At 46.5% G+C, this 12,684-nt stretch carries 12 protein-coding genes; 3 read left to right on the forward strand and 9 right to left on the reverse strand.

Features of this window, described 5'->3' with window-relative positions; genetic code table 11:
* Positions 1–153: 153 nt before the first annotated feature.
* The 5 genes from QUA80_RS09640 to patD form a co-directional block, all read right to left on the reverse strand.
* A complete protein-coding gene (locus QUA80_RS09640) occupies positions 154–639 on the reverse strand; it encodes a GNAT family N-acetyltransferase (protein ID WP_333423602.1) in 486 nt (161 codons plus the stop codon).
* A 173-nt stretch (positions 640–812) separates the two neighbouring features.
* Positions 813–1,886: an RNA polymerase sigma factor, RpoD/SigA family gene (locus tag QUA80_RS09645; protein ID WP_333423604.1), complete on the reverse strand. Its 1,074-nt coding sequence runs from the start codon at positions 1,884–1,886 to the stop codon at positions 813–815.
* A gap of 161 nt (positions 1,887–2,047) precedes the next feature.
* On the reverse strand, positions 2,048–3,721 hold the full coding sequence (locus tag QUA80_RS09650; RefSeq protein ID WP_333423605.1) for an ABC transporter ATP-binding protein: 1,674 nt from the start codon (positions 3,719–3,721) through the stop codon (positions 2,048–2,050).
* A 289-nt stretch (positions 3,722–4,010) separates the two neighbouring features.
* Positions 4,011–4,598 (reverse strand): zf-TFIIB domain-containing protein, encoded by a 588-nt coding sequence (locus tag QUA80_RS09655; protein WP_333423607.1) that lies wholly within the window; start codon positions 4,596–4,598, stop codon positions 4,011–4,013.
* Between the two features lie 42 nt (positions 4,599–4,640).
* Positions 4,641–5,042 (reverse strand): heterocyst frequency control protein PatD, encoded by a 402-nt coding sequence (gene patD, locus QUA80_RS09660; RefSeq protein ID WP_333423609.1) that lies wholly within the window; start codon positions 5,040–5,042, stop codon positions 4,641–4,643.
* A 454-nt stretch (positions 5,043–5,496) separates the two neighbouring features.
* Between patD and QUA80_RS09665 the strand changes: the two genes are divergently transcribed.
* Positions 5,497–7,770: a bifunctional (p)ppGpp synthetase/guanosine-3',5'-bis(diphosphate) 3'-pyrophosphohydrolase gene (locus QUA80_RS09665; RefSeq protein WP_333423611.1), complete on the forward strand. Its 2,274-nt coding sequence runs from the start codon at positions 5,497–5,499 to the stop codon at positions 7,768–7,770.
* Between the two features lie 98 nt (positions 7,771–7,868).
* On the opposite strand, the gene QUA80_RS09670 is transcribed toward QUA80_RS09665, so the two are convergent.
* The 3 genes from QUA80_RS09670 to QUA80_RS09680 form a co-directional block, all read right to left on the reverse strand.
* Positions 7,869–8,225 (reverse strand): type II toxin-antitoxin system PemK/MazF family toxin, encoded by a 357-nt coding sequence (locus QUA80_RS09670; protein WP_333423613.1) that lies wholly within the window; start codon positions 8,223–8,225, stop codon positions 7,869–7,871.
* A complete protein-coding gene (locus tag QUA80_RS09675) occupies positions 8,219–8,401 on the reverse strand; it encodes a hypothetical protein (RefSeq protein ID WP_333423615.1) in 183 nt (60 codons plus the stop codon). Before QUA80_RS09675 ends, QUA80_RS09670 begins: the two co-directional genes overlap by 7 nt.
* A 163-nt stretch (positions 8,402–8,564) precedes the next feature.
* A complete protein-coding gene (locus QUA80_RS09680; RefSeq protein WP_333423617.1) occupies positions 8,565–9,485 on the reverse strand; it encodes a glycine betaine ABC transporter substrate-binding protein in 921 nt (306 codons plus the stop codon).
* A gap of 178 nt (positions 9,486–9,663) precedes the next feature.
* On the opposite strand from QUA80_RS09680, the gene QUA80_RS09685 reads away from it, so the two are divergent.
* Together QUA80_RS09685 and QUA80_RS09690 are read left to right on the forward strand one after the other, a co-directional pair.
* Complete coding sequence (locus tag QUA80_RS09685; protein WP_333423619.1) at positions 9,664–11,031, forward strand: aldehyde dehydrogenase; 1,368 nt, start codon at positions 9,664–9,666, stop codon at positions 11,029–11,031.
* A gap of 270 nt (positions 11,032–11,301) precedes the next feature.
* Entirely contained in the window at positions 11,302–11,652 is a 351-nt protein-coding gene (locus QUA80_RS09690; RefSeq protein WP_333423621.1) for a 4a-hydroxytetrahydrobiopterin dehydratase, read from the forward strand.
* A gap of 26 nt (positions 11,653–11,678) precedes the next feature.
* On the opposite strand, the gene QUA80_RS09695 is transcribed toward QUA80_RS09690, so the two are convergent.
* On the reverse strand, positions 11,679–12,413 hold the full coding sequence (locus QUA80_RS09695; protein WP_333423622.1) for a response regulator transcription factor: 735 nt from the start codon (positions 12,411–12,413) through the stop codon (positions 11,679–11,681).
* Positions 12,414–12,684: the final 271 nt, after the last annotated feature.

Genomic DNA, 12,684 nt, shown 5'->3' on the forward strand with positions numbered 1-12,684 from the left:
CCACATACAGGCAAGATGCCTGTTCCACATACAGGCAAGATGCCTGTTCCACATACAGGCAAGATGCCTGTTCCACATACAGGCAAGATGCCTGTTCCACAACAGATGAATTTTTTGTGGGGAGTAGGGGTTTGGCACCCGATCCCGCCTGAATTACTTCGATGCCAAAGTTGCCAAAGACTCGCCCGCAACCCGGCAAATCCGCCAGTCGGGCATCACATCCGCACCGATACCCTTGTAAAATCCGATCGCCAATTCATTCCAATCCAAAACACTCCATTCCAAACGCCCGCAGCCCCTTTCTACTGTCAACTGCGCTAAATAAACTATCAAAGATTTGCCAATCCCCCGCCCTCGAAACTCAGGCACCACGAACAAATCTTCCAAATAAATTCCCGGCTGAGTCAAAAAAGTAGAATAATTGTAAAAAAACAGCGCCCAGCCCACAACTCGACCTTCGCACTCGGCTAAAATCGCTTCCGCAAAAGGTCGATCGCCAAACAAATGATGTTCCAAATCAACGGCGTTGCCAGTAACGGCATGAGATAATTTTTCGTACTCAGCTAAAGCTTTAATCAAATCAAACAGCACCGGCACGTCGGCGCGGGTAGCTGGGCGCAAAATTACCTCAGAAGACATAAAAAAGTAAGCAGTACGCGACAATCAACAATTAAAAATACCACATCAAGACATTTTTAATTTGTAATTTTTAATTAAGCTTTTTCACCTTGAACAAGCATATTTACAACGTCGGAGTTCCCACCCATAATAATTTTACAATTTTTCAAAATGCAAACTCAATGTTTTTTAGCTTATTTCAACCAGCCCTTCAATCGTTCCGTCACTTGAGGCCGCCGCAGTTTCCGCATTGCCTTATTTTGAATTTGACGGACTCGTTCGCGGGACAAATTGAACAAACTGCTGACCTCTTCTAAAGTGTAAGGTTCGCCGGTCAGCAAACCGTAACGCATAGCAACTATCTCTTTTTCCCGCTCAGTCAAAATACTGTCCAACACCTCCAAAATATCTTGGCGCATCATCATCTCATTCATCTGAGCTTCTGGAGATTGCGTCGCGTTATCTTCGAGAACATCCAAAAGTTCCGAACTTTCTTCTGAGCCGATGCGGTGGTTGAGAGACAAAGATTGCCGGCGTACTTGCTGGAGGTAGCGAAGCTGTTCGCAAGTAACTTGCATTTCTCTAGCAAGTTCAGTTTCAGTTGGATTTCGTTGAAGAGAACGCTTCAAATCCCGATAAACTTTTTTGAGCTTATTTAACTGTTCGACAATGTGAACAGGCAAGCGAATCGTCCGTCCTTGATTGGCAATTGTCCGGGTAATTCCTTGGCGAATCCACCAATAGGCATAAGTAGAAAACTTGTAACCCTTCTCCGGATCGAACTTTTCGGCTGCCCGATTCAAACCCAAAGATCCTTCCTGAATTAAATCGAGAAAAGGCACGCCCCGATTGAGATAGCGTTTGGCAATCGAAACTACCAAGCGCAAATTCGAGCTGATCATTTTCCGTTTCGCCGACTGACACTGGTGGCGAAGCTGTTGCAGTTGAGTTTCGCTCACTCCTACAGCCGCCGCGAGTTCAGCTTTTGTCGGCACTCTGTCCAATTCCTGCTGCAAACGCTGTTCTAGTTCATCCAGGGCTACCAATTCTTGAACGCGGCGCGCCAACTCTACTTCTTCGGCTGCTGTCAGTAGAGGATACCGAGCCATTTCCTTGAACAGAGCTCCCACGGGATCGTCGGCAGACCAGTTGTTGTATGCTGAGGAGCGAGTTACCTTCGGACGATCAATCTCGGTGTCCTCATCCTCTGCGATTGCGAATGAGGCTTCGGGTGCCACCGCAAAACTGCCTAGGTCAGATTCTGCCATATGGTGCTTGGTGTCGGTGGGATGATTTGAAAAGTATCCCTTAACTTTAACCAATTTAACCCGAAATTTCCGAAATCCATCTAGAAGGCGGTGAGTGATTTTAGTGGTTGGTATCTGTTGGCCCCAATTTTAGTATCTGTTGGCCCCAATTTTAGACCTTTTTATTGAGTCCGAGCCAGTAAAGGAGCTGCCTGCAATAATTGCTGAGTATAAGGGTGCTGCGGATTAGCAAAAATATCCCTAGTCTTGCCGATTTCAACAATTTTTCCAGCATTCATTACCGCAATGCGATCGCAAAAAAATCTCGCCACCCACAAATCGTGCGTAATAAACAGATAAGTCAAATTAAATTCCTGCTTCAACTCCAACATCAGCTCTAAAACTTGAGTCTGCACGCTGGCATCCAGCATACTCACGGGTTCGTCGCAAATTATCAGTTGCGGGCGAGTAATTAAAGCGCGGGCGATCGAAACTCGCTGCTGCTGTCCTCCCGACAGTTCCCCCGGATAGCGGCGAAAGAAATCCTCCCCTGGAGTTAAACCCACCCGCTCTAACATTTGGATTACTTGTTTTTTAGCTTCGCTGGCATTAGCTAATTTGTGAATAAATAAAGGGTCAGCAATACTTTGCCCGACAGTCATCATCGGATTCAGGCAAGCGTGGGGGTCTTGAAAGATCATTTGCATTTCGCGGCGGTGCTTCCTCACAGCATCCCTGTTCAGGGCAGTTATATCTATTCCTTGAAATTGAACTGCCCCGCCTGTCGCGGGAATGAGCTGCAAAATGGTGCGTGACAAGGTACTTTTTCCGCAGCCGGACTCCCCTACCAGCCCTAGGATTTCTCCCCGTTCTAGCTCTAAACTAACGCCGTCTACTGCTTTAATTACCTGGCGATTCCTGGAAAATAACCGATCTAATAAATTGCTTTCTAAACTGTAGTGTTGCTGCAAATTTTTCACTGTCAAAAGAGGAGAACTTGTTAAGTTTGCAGTAACGACTTCTGTCCTGATTTCCTCGAATGCTAACCCTTTGTCAGAATCGGCTTGAATGTGCAAAGCTGCTTTGAGGAGCGATCGAGTATATTCGTGCTGCGGCTTTTCAAAAACGTTTTTCACCGGCCCTGTTTCTACGACTTTACCGCCGTACATCACCGCAATGCGATCGCAATACTCAGCCACCATCGCCAAATCGTGAGAAATCAACAAAATAGCCGTTCCCCGTTCCTCGCAAAGTCTGGTTAATTCCTGCAAAATCTGGGCTGCTACAGTTACGTCCAAACTCGTAGTCGGTTCGTCGGCCACAATTAATTTGGGATCGAGCAAAAGAGCCAAAGCAATTGCTACTCTTTGCCGCATTCCGCCGCTAAATTCGTGGGGAAATTGCGACCAGCGAGACGCCGGAATTTTCACAGCTTCCAGAGTTTCGATCGCCCGTTTCTTAGCTTGCTTGCGATCTAAATTGGGTCTGTGAGCTTGCAAAGTCTCGATGCAGTGTTCCCCGACAGTCATCAAAGGATCGAGACGAGTCATCGGATCTTGAAAAATCAATGCCACAGCTTCGCCCCGAAACTGTCTGAGTCGAGAGGCATTCATCTCAAACACCGACTCTCCAGCAAAACTAACTCGCCCCTCAATCTGCGTCGAATCCGGCAACAACCGCATCGCTGCCCTTCCCAAAGTTGACTTACCGCACCCAGACTCCCCAACTAATCCGAGCTTTTCCCCCGGTTGCAGCGTCAGCGAAACCCCGTCAACTGCCCAACCGGATTGGCCCGGTCGCTGAGGATAAGCTACTCGCAGATTTTCAACGGAAAATAGAGAAGAGTGATTAGTCATTAGTCATTAGTCCTTAGTCCTTAGTCAGTGGTCAGCGGTCTGTTGTCAGCGATCTGTTGTTATTTATTATTTATCAATATACTGGCTGTTAGTTGTTAGTTATTAGTATTGTTCCGGACTTATTAGTTATTGGCAAGAGACCGATATGATGTTTGTAAATACCAATAGAAATTGCTACAAACAAAGATTTGATCGCTACATCATTAACCGACCAATCGCTTACTAACAAAAGTCAACAGTCAACCGTTAACAGTCAACCGTCAACAGTCAACTGTCAACAGCCAACTGACTAAATTTCCCTTCGCTTCAACTCAGCTCTCCGCAGTATGTAAGTAGCCGCACAATCTGCGTGAGGATGGTCTGCTAAAACTTCCGCCAGTTCCAACACATATCCGGCGATATCGGGCCCGAGTTTCTCAGTCAGCACTTGACGTTCCCGAGAGGCGAGTTCTTGCACGCGGGCCTTTGCTTGCCAATTGGGAGAAAACATCTTGTCAATCTCGGTGTAGAATCCGAGACTTTCGAGAATGTCCCACTCGCCGTTATCGCACCAAATGCCCCCGCACAACATACAGCGCTCTATGTAAAAGGGCACTCTGCTGAAGGGAACTTTCGCCCGGGACAGATAGTGACCGTCTTCGGGACACAGCGCTGCTTTGCTGTCGTAGGGAGACGGCGTGAATTCTATGCCGAGAGTCCCTGTCGTCGCCTCTGGCTTCTGAGATTTGTTGTACCACTGGTTCTGCTCTTTCTGCCAAGCTTCGTATTCTCTGCCTGGAATCCAGATACCGTAACAGTTCGGACACCACTGCACCGACATGCTGCCGGCTAAGGTGCCGCCTTCTAAGTTGGGATGTTTGCATTTTGGACATTCCACCGCTTTATTTCTCCTTGCCTTCTCAATTCCCTGTTAATTCAATTATTTATTCTGTATCTGGGCGGGCCCTGAAGAACCAGAATTTTTTTGCAGCAGCGCGCCGCAGTAGCCGATTAGCGTGTTAAGCCGCGCGATCGCCGCAGTTTGCCTCGCCTCTGCTGTCGCTGGCTGGCGCGACGCTTGCAAAAACGTGACATCTGTCCCCAATAACCGCAGTTGCTTGTGAATTTCCGTCAAATAGGACTGCTCTGGGGGTGTTTCTGAGGCGTCTAACTCACCGCTGTGGGCTCTCATAATTTGGTTTCCGAAAAATTGTTGCACTTTTCTGTATTCGATCGCCAGCGCGGCCCGATCCAGATTATCCCGTGCAGCAGTTCTTTGTAGTTGTTCTAGTGCTTGCTGTAATTCTTGGTAGCATTGGCGGCGGTCTTCGGACAATATCATGATTTTGTAAACAAATTTGTATTTATAATCAAAGTAGATACTTGCTTAAGGTTTGCTCATATTAAGGGAAGTCGTGCGTTTTTGGAGCAATTCCCTGTTTTGTGAGAACGTTTTCTGATAGAGTGCCTTGATTAAACCCTTCTGGCTCATGCTTTTAGTTTAGCGTTGCCTGTGAATGCCGATCGCCCGCTACCTCAAATGCTACCGCCAAAATATGCTTATTTTACCAGAGCGACCGACTGCGGCCGCGGCAGTGGTGTCACTATATTTTCCTACCGGAGAGGGGGGGCGACTCGGAATTAGATAGGTATAGTTAACAAAAAAATCGACTATTTTTTTGAATTGCAAATTGTGGCATTCAATTAGTTTAGTATAGCTAAACACATAATTTCGGCAATTCCACCGAAAACCGGCTTTTAACCATTTGTATTTCTAAGTTTTAAAGGTGTACCCCATGAAGACGAACACTCTGACTCCCTCTCCTTCGATCGATCCTGCTGTAGTTCCCGATTGGCTGCAAGAATGCCTGAATGCTCCATCGCAGCCTGATGCGGGTTCTAATCCGAATTGTTCGACTGACAACAGCTTAATTTGTCGGGCCTTTGAATTTGCCCGCGACTTGCACGAAGGACAGTACCGCAAATCCGGAGAACCTTATATTTGCCATCCGGTAGCGGTCGCTGGAATCCTCCGGTATATGGGCGGCAACAGCGCCATGATTGCCGCCGGTTTCCTTCACGACATTGTTGAAGATACAGATATTACTCTCGAAGAAATAGAACAGCGGTTCGGCCCGGAAGTGCGACAGTTGGTTGAAGGTGTCACCAAGCTTTCTAAGTTTAATTTTTCCAGCAAAACAGAGCGCCTTGCTGAAAATTTCCGCCGAATGTTCCTAGCAATGGCTAAAGATATTCGCGTCATAGTCGTCAAACTGGCAGATCGGCTGCACAACATGAGGACTTTGGAGCATTTGTCCGAAGAAAAGCAGCGCAGTATTGCCCTAGAAACCCGAGAGATTTTTGCTCCTCTAGCAAACCGTTTGGGTATCGGACGCTTTAAGTGGGAATTGGAAGATTTAGCGTTTAAATACCTGGAACCTGAGGCTTACCGCGAAATCCAGGACTTGGTGGCGGTGAAGCGAGCCGATCGAGAAACTCAACTCGCAGAAGTGACAGATAGTTTGCGAGAAAGGCTTGACAAATTAGGCATTAAATGCTACGAAGTCAGCGGTCGTCCCAAACATTTGTACGGGATTTATGGGAAGATGCAGCGCCGACAAAAAGGGTTTAACCAAGTGTACGATATTGCTGCGGTGCGGATAATTGTAGAAACCAATGACGACTGTTATCGGGCTTTGGCGATCGTCCACGATTCTTTCCGCCCGATTCCCGGCCGCTTTAAAGATTATATCGGTTTACCAAAAGCGAATCGCTATCAATCATTGCACACGGGAGTAATCGGAACCAGCGGCCGCCCCATCGAAGTGCAAATTCGCACCGTAGCCATGCACCACATTGCAGAATACGGCATTGCCGCGCACTGGAAATACAAAGAAACTGGCGGTTCTAACACAAAAGTTATCGGCGACGACGAAAAATTTACTTGGCTGCGCCAACTCCTAGAATGGCAAAGCGACCTCAAAGACGATCGCGAATATTTACAAAGCATTAAGGACAACTTATTCGACGAAGATATTTACGTTTTTACTCCTAACGGAGACGTAATTGCTCTCAATAGCGGGTCAACTCCCGTAGATTTTGCTTACCGCATTCACACAGAAATTGGCAATCACTGCACCGGTGCTAGAGTCAACGGGCGGATGGTGACTCTAGACAAGGTTTTAAAGAACGGCGACATTGTAGAAATCTTGACCCAAAAAAATGGTCATCCGAGTTCCGACTGGCTGAATTTTGTCAAGACAAACGGAGCAAAAAACCGAATTCGCCAGTGGTTGAAGCGATCGCACCGAGATGAAAACCTCGCTCGCGGGCGGGAATTGCTGGAAAAAGAATTAGGTAAAAACGGCTTAGAATCTTTGCTGAAATCTGAACCAATGCAGTCGGTGGCTCAGCGCTGCAACTACCACAGCGTCGAAGATTTAATCGCCGGTTTGGGCTACGGCGAAGTCACCCTAAATCTCGTAGTAAATCGACTGCGAGATTTAGTAAAAGTGCAGCAAAAAATTGAAGCTGCTCCCGGAGGAGGACAGGAATTGCCCCAGCTAATACCTGCATCTACGACACCGAAACCAGTACCGAGTTCGTCTCCGAGCAAATCGCCGATCGCAGGTGTAGAGGGATTGCTGTACCATTTAGCCGGCTGTTGCTGTCCGATTCCCGGGGAAGCAATTATTGGAGTTGTGACTCGCACTCGCGGAATTTCGATTCACCGCCAAGGGTGTGCAAATGTTGAAAGCGTGCCTGGAGATCGGTTGGTTCCCGTGAGTTGGAATTCCAGCGATCGCAACGGTAGCCGCCCGAATACTTATGCTGTCAACATTCAAATTGAAGCCCTCGATCGAGTCGGAGTTCTCAATGATGTTTTATCGCATTTGAAGGACAACAAAGTGAACGTCCGCAGCGCTCAAGTAAAAACTTATCCCGGTTTGCCCGCATTAATTGACTTGTGCATGGATATTGAGGATAAGGAACAGTTCGAGCGGACTTGTATGCAAATTAAAAAGATGAGCGATATTTTGAATTTGCGCAGGCTGAGTGAAGTGAATTAGGAGGACAGCCTAACTGTATTTTAGGGTGCGCCCAGCGCACCCGATCGTTCGCTGCCAAGACATTAAGCCAGATAAAATTTAAAAGGCTAAGGAATGTTTTACTCAGCTTCGCGAGGTTCAACTACCAGCATAATTCCATCAAGAATTTGACGAACTCGCTCATCTGAGAGTGTGCCAATTTTCTCACCTAACTGAGATTTATCGATCGTCAAAATCTGCCCGACGTTAACAACACTCTGTTCTGGTAAATCAGCTTTTCCTGCTTCTAACAGGACATTTCCTGGTGAATTAGCCCGTCTGAGATTTGAAGTCAGCACACAAACAACAACCGTATTAATGCGGGAACGATTGAATAAATTGTTCTGAATGATTGCATGGGGATGGAGATAACCGGGTTCTGAACCAGAAGGCTCATCAAGTTCTATCCAAAAAATATCACCTTGATTTATTACCATTCGCCTTCCACCAGCCTGCGATGAGAGCGACTCATCTTGCGAAGCAAAACTTGTTCTTCTTCAGAGCGAGGTGCTTTGCAAGCAGCATTAATTTTTTCTAACAGTTGTTGATTTTCGCGGCGGCGGATAAATTTTTCAAGCGCTATTTCCATCGAAAAAGTCTGCGAAATTTGCATTTCGCCAGCTAATGTTTAGGCTTGTTGAAATAAAGATGCTGGCAATGAGATAGCAGTTTTGACAGTTGTTATAACTTTATACATTCATTTATTTATATGAGTCTAACTAATACTATAGCTAACCACAATACAGTTCCGCAAACAGGTAGAACAATGAAACCCTTTATTTCGCCGGAGTGACTGGCTTTGCATCGCCCAACTTTTGCTGCAAAAACTCCCGCGCCACTTGTCCGGCTTCCTGCTGTTTCCCGTCAACTTGATAGTTGAGTTTCCGCATATCTTCCTCAGAGATTTTGCCGCCCAATTCTGCGAGAACTTGACGCAATTCCGGGTATTTTTCCAAAATTTGCGATCGCACAACCGGAACTGCTTCGTAGGGCGGGAAATAGTTTTTGTCATCTTTGAGCACTACTAAACCCAAACTTTGAATCAAACCATCAGTCGTATTGCCAGCAATCACATCTACTTCTTTTTGTTGCAGCGCTTGATAAAGCAATCCTAACAGCAACTCCTTCGGTTCTTCCGCAAATTGAATCCCGTAAGTTTTAGCTAATCCGGGAAATCCATCTTCTCTGTCTTTGAATTCTGGGCCGAAACCAGCGCGCAATTTTGGTGCTGCTTTGCCTAGTTGCGAGAGAGTTTGTAAATTGAGTGTTTTCGCCTCGTCTCCCCGCATAATAATCGCAAAACTGTTATTAAACCCGAGCGGTTCTGTCCATTCTGCTTTAAACTGTTTGGGATATTCTTGCTTGAGATAATCGAGGACTTTTTTGGGGTCAGAAATCGGCTTTTGTTTGAGAATATTGGTAAAACCTGTGCCCGTATATTCGACGTACAAGTCGATTTTACCTGCTGTTAGAGATTGATGGCAAAGCGAGCCTCCGAGATTCAGTTCGCGTTCTACTTTGATATCTGTTTTAGCTTCGATATGGCGTGCTAAAATTTCTGCGAGAATGACTTGTTCGGTAAAGTCTTTCGAGCAGATGACAACTTGCTTTTCGGAACTAGAGGTACATCCTGCTGCTGCAAACAAACAAAGCAGCCAGCAGGAACAGAAAAAAAAATCGTTCTTAGATATTTTCATAAGCGAACTCCGTTGTTAGTTCCACAATTATTAGCTTCTAATTTATAGCATTTCTCAATGATTTGTAAACCCAAGATCCCCGACTTATTGAAGAAGTCGGGGATCGAACACCGATCGCACTTTACCCAAGTTCGGTTTTGTTGTTGTAACATTTATTTATAGACATGGAGGACAAAAAATGGTAATCAGCGTCAGCGATATTATCCAGCAGCAGCGGCAATTTTTTGCGACTGGGAAAACTAAGGATGTGGATTTTCGGATCGAACAACTGAAAAAACTTAAAAGTGCGATCGCTTCCAATCAATCACGGATTGTGGATGCTGTCAAGGCTGATTTGAACAGGCCGGAGTACGAGGCTTATTTTGAAATTGCTGCGATCGCAGAAGTTAATTATGCCATCAAAAACGTTAAATCGTGGGCCAAGCCGAAAAAAGTGCCTACTTCGATAGATCAATTCCCAGCATCAGCCCGCATTTACCCAGAACCTTTGGGCGTAGTTTTAATCATCGGGCCTTGGAATTACCCATTTCAGCTAATGATATCACCTTTGGCCGGGGCGATCGCCGCCGGCAACTGTGCATTTCTCAAACCTTCGGAAATCGCCTCACACACCTCCGAAGTTATCGCCGACATGATATCCAAAACCTTCGATCCCGCCTATGTAGCCGCCGTCGAAGGAGGCGTGGAAATCAGCCAACAATTGCTAGCCGAAAAATTCGACCACATCTTCTTTACAGGCGGCACTAAAATCGGTCGAATTGTGATGGAATCTGCCGCTAAAAACCTGACACCTGTTACCTTGGAATTAGGCGGTAAAAGTCCTTGCATTGTAGACTCCGACATTCACCTTGAATACACCGCAAAACGCATTGCTTGGGGCAAATTCCTCAATGCAGGACAAACTTGCATTGCTCCAGATTACCTGTTAGTCGATCGAAAAGTTAAGCCAGATTTGATGGCAGCAATTAAAACAACTATTCAGGAATTTTACGGAGACGACCCGCAAAAAAGTCCCGACTATTCGCGGATTATCAATCAGCGGCAATTAGAACGTTTGAGTGCGTTTATTCAAGACGGAGAAATTGTTGTCGGCGGGCAAGTTAAGCCGGAAGATAGATATATTGCACCGACGGTTATAGATAATGTTTCCTGGGATTCCCCGGTGATGCAGGATGAGATTTTCGGGCCGATATTGCCAGTTTTGGAGTATGAGGATTTCGGGGAGGCGATCGCTCAAATTAACGCGCGTCCCAAACCTTTAGCTTTGTATTTGTTCTCTAAAAATAAAGAGAAACAACAGCGAGTTTTGCAAGAAACTTCTTCGGGAGGAGTTTGCATAAACGACACAGTTATGCAAGTAGGAGTAACAGATTTACCTTTTGGCGGAGTTGGCGACAGCGGCATCGGCACCTATCACGGCAAAGCAAGTTTTGACACTTTTTCTCATTACAAAAGCGTGCTGCAAAAGTCATTTTTACTTGACTTGAAATGGCGCTACGCTCCCTATAAAGGCAAGTTAGATTTGATTAAGAAAATTATCAGTTGAGCGATCGCACTTGGAGGGGCGGGTTCGCTAGCGTTTACAATATAAGCGAGATAGCCAAATCAACCCGCCCCCTTCCTGATATTATCGGTTCAGCTATTCCACGGTGAACGAGAATTTCCCGAAATTTTCAAGAATTGCTCATCTGTTTTATGAACGATTTCTAGCGCAATCTCTACGTTGGTCTTAAAGGACTGTTGCCCCTTCCAAATAATTCACATTAGAAATGTCTATAATATGTTTTAGCATCTTCTCGATAAAAAGCCATCATTTATGGAACCTTTATCAAAAGAACGCTGTGCCGCCTGCCACCCAAACTCTCCCCGCGTCACAGCTTACGAAATTGTCCACCTCAAATCTCAAATTCCCGACTGGGATTTTATCGAAAAAAATGGCATTCCCCAATTAGAACGCACCTACAAATTCCCGGATTTCAAAAGTGCGATCGCCTTTACAAACAGCGTCGGCGAAGCTGCAGAAACTGAAGGACATCACCCCGCACTGTTAACCGAGTGGGGGAAAGTTACCGTTACTTGGTGGACTCACGCGATTTCTGGACTGCACCGCAATGATTTTATTATGGCTGCGAAAACAGATGCGATCGCCAATCAATTCCCAACATAAAATCAGACTTATCAGCCGATAATAGTTTAAGAACTTACAGCTCCCGGTACCAGCGGTGAATACCTTTGATTCGCCTTCAACAACTCCAGATTCAGCCGGTAGCCGACATTCCGTACAGTTTGAATTAGGCTCGGCTGTCGCGGGTCGATTTCTATTTTTTTACGCAGAGAGAGTACGTGAGTGTCGATCGTCCGGGGGTTATCAATAGCATCGGGCCAGGCCCGCAGCAGCAAATCCGAGCGCGACAGCGGCACTCCTCCAGCTTGAGCCAGCACGTACAGCAGGCTGAATTCCTGGGGAGTCAACTCGATATGTTCCTCGTGCAATCTCACTCGGCGGTGGACTAAATCAATTTTCAGCAGTCCGCAATCGAGCGTCGCCGGGGGTATCATCGTGCGGTTGCGGCGCATCAGAGCCTCCACCCTAGCCATAAACTCTTGCATCCCAAACGGTTTAGTCAGGTAATCGTCTGCCCCCGCGTTCAAACCTTCAACAATATCCGATTCCGAATTTCGCGCCGACAGCATCAAAATCAGCGACTGCTGCTGCTGTTGCAGCCAGCGGCAAAATTCCAAACCGTCCCCATCCGGCAATTGGGCATCCAGAATCACTAGGGTTGGCTGGCGGGTGAAAAATATTTCCCTAGCGTGACTGATATCCGCTGACTGGTGCACCCAGTGACCGACTTGCTGTAGATGCCAGCCCAAGAGCGATCGCAGGTGCGGATTCCCTTCAACAATTGAAATACTTGCAGATCCCACAGAGGCGAGCTTCCCTTATCACTAATGGCTACCAGGTTAACAGAGCTTTTGTCAAGGTTTTGTAACCATTGCTACTCAAGCATTAGCTCCATTTCAAGGGGTGAATACATCGAGAGTAATAATTTGACAGATTTGGTCAATTTGGGATGCTCAGCCCGCAGAAAGGTTAAATCATTCGGGCGATGATCTTACAATGAAAGTAAGACAGTGTACAGCCGATCGACCCCATGCCCCAACCGCCTGCCAAAACCGAACCCCCCGACCCAGCCCC

The organism is Microcoleus sp. F4-D5, assembly GCF_036704885.1.
GTDB lineage: Bacteria > Cyanobacteriota > Cyanobacteriia > Cyanobacteriales > Microcoleaceae > Microcoleus.

Coding starts and splice junctions, on each gene's coding strand:
- QUA80_RS09690 (WP_333423621.1), top strand. CDS start 11,302: ATGGAACCTTTATCAAAAGAACGCTGTGCCGCCTGCCACCCAAACTCT.
- QUA80_RS09640 (WP_333423602.1), bottom strand. CDS start 639: ATGTCTTCTGAGGTAATTTTGCGCCCAGCTACCCGCGCCGACGTGCCG.
- QUA80_RS09645 (WP_333423604.1), bottom strand. CDS start 1,886: ATGGCAGAATCTGACCTAGGCAGTTTTGCGGTGGCACCCGAAGCCTCA.
- QUA80_RS09680 (WP_333423617.1), bottom strand. CDS start 9,485: ATGAAAATATCTAAGAACGATTTTTTTTTCTGTTCCTGCTGGCTGCTT.
- QUA80_RS09675 (WP_333423615.1), bottom strand. CDS start 8,401: ATGCAAATTTCGCAGACTTTTTCGATGGAAATAGCGCTTGAAAAATTT.
- QUA80_RS09665 (WP_333423611.1), top strand. CDS start 5,497: ATGAAGACGAACACTCTGACTCCCTCTCCTTCGATCGATCCTGCTGTA.
- QUA80_RS09650 (WP_333423605.1), bottom strand. CDS start 3,721: ATGACTAATCACTCTTCTCTATTTTCCGTTGAAAATCTGCGAGTAGCT.
- QUA80_RS09670 (WP_333423613.1), bottom strand. CDS start 8,225: ATGGTAATAAATCAAGGTGATATTTTTTGGATAGAACTTGATGAGCCT.
- patD (WP_333423609.1), bottom strand. CDS start 5,042: ATGATATTGTCCGAAGACCGCCGCCAATGCTACCAAGAATTACAGCAA.
- QUA80_RS09685 (WP_333423619.1), top strand. CDS start 9,664: ATGGTAATCAGCGTCAGCGATATTATCCAGCAGCAGCGGCAATTTTTT.